We start from the raw sequence: 939 nt of genomic DNA on the forward strand, positions 1-939 counted from the left end.
CCTTCTCCGAAATTCAAAGGGGCCGCTTGCGGGTAGCTTGATCCAACTCTGTGATCGCTACTGCCTGGCTTAGTGACTTCCCCACGGTCCTGCCGAGCCCCCATGTTATCGTCGCCCTAAACCCTCCGAACCGTGCCACTCCGACGCCGATCTCTGGCGGGAGCTGCCTCCTCCCATTCACGATCCTGGTCGGCCCGCAATGCGGCACGACGGGCCTCGATTGTCTCCATTTCCGCTGACGGCGCTTCCCTGGCTCCGTCGCCGGGGCAACGAGCGGTCGTCTTGCACGCTCCCAGAAAACGGGCGAGCGTCATGACGACATGGTCTACCTCGATGGGCGTCACAATTCCTGTGCCGAGGAGGTTGAGGCGTGAACGGCCGGCCATATCCGCACACGAGCCGCCAGCGAACCCGAGCGCTGCGATTGTGTCGGCGTCCAGTGCCAGACGTTCGATTTGCGTTTCGCGCAGCAGCTCAAACCTTCGTTCCCGGGTAGCCGCAGCTGCGTGCGTCTGACGTGCGCTCGGCAGCCAATGTGCAATCTCATCGAGGATGAAAGTCCGAATAAGCTCGACCCGGACCGGTCCGAACTTCCTGACTCGAGCGATCTCTTCCGGGGAAGACTGAGCCAAATGAGATAGGTCGCGAAATCCTGCTTTGCGCAGGCGAGCTCGGAGGGAGGCTGTCAGGAAACCGCGACCGAATCCCAAGGCTGAGAGATGCTGAATGTTGTCGGCCGAGAGGCCCTCGAACAGCGGGAGCCGCAAGCTGACCTCGTCAAAGAGGCTATCGTACCGGATGGTGCGCGTTGATCGCCTGGGCATCGCCGTCGCGCATACGGCGATTTCCGGATGTCCACAACGGTCGGTCGCCGCCGGCGTTCGGAAGCTCTGCTTGCCTGCGATCTGATCGGGTTAGAAAGGGCTAGATTGGCCGAAA

Annotated in this window: 1 protein-coding gene; it reads right to left on the bottom strand. The window is 61.8% G+C overall.

Going from position 1 to position 939, the window contains the following annotated elements; all coding sequences use genetic code 11:
* Positions 1–116: 116 nt before the first annotated feature.
* Positions 117–767: a hypothetical protein gene (locus tag FV233_RS29630; RefSeq protein ID WP_238263143.1), complete on the bottom strand. Its 651-nt coding sequence runs from the start codon at positions 765–767 to the stop codon at positions 117–119.
* Positions 768–939 lie beyond the last annotated feature (172 nt).

The organism is Methylobacterium sp. WL7 (genome assembly GCF_008040085.1).
In the GTDB taxonomy this organism is placed as follows: domain Bacteria; phylum Pseudomonadota; class Alphaproteobacteria; order Rhizobiales; family Beijerinckiaceae; genus Methylobacterium; species Methylobacterium mesophilicum.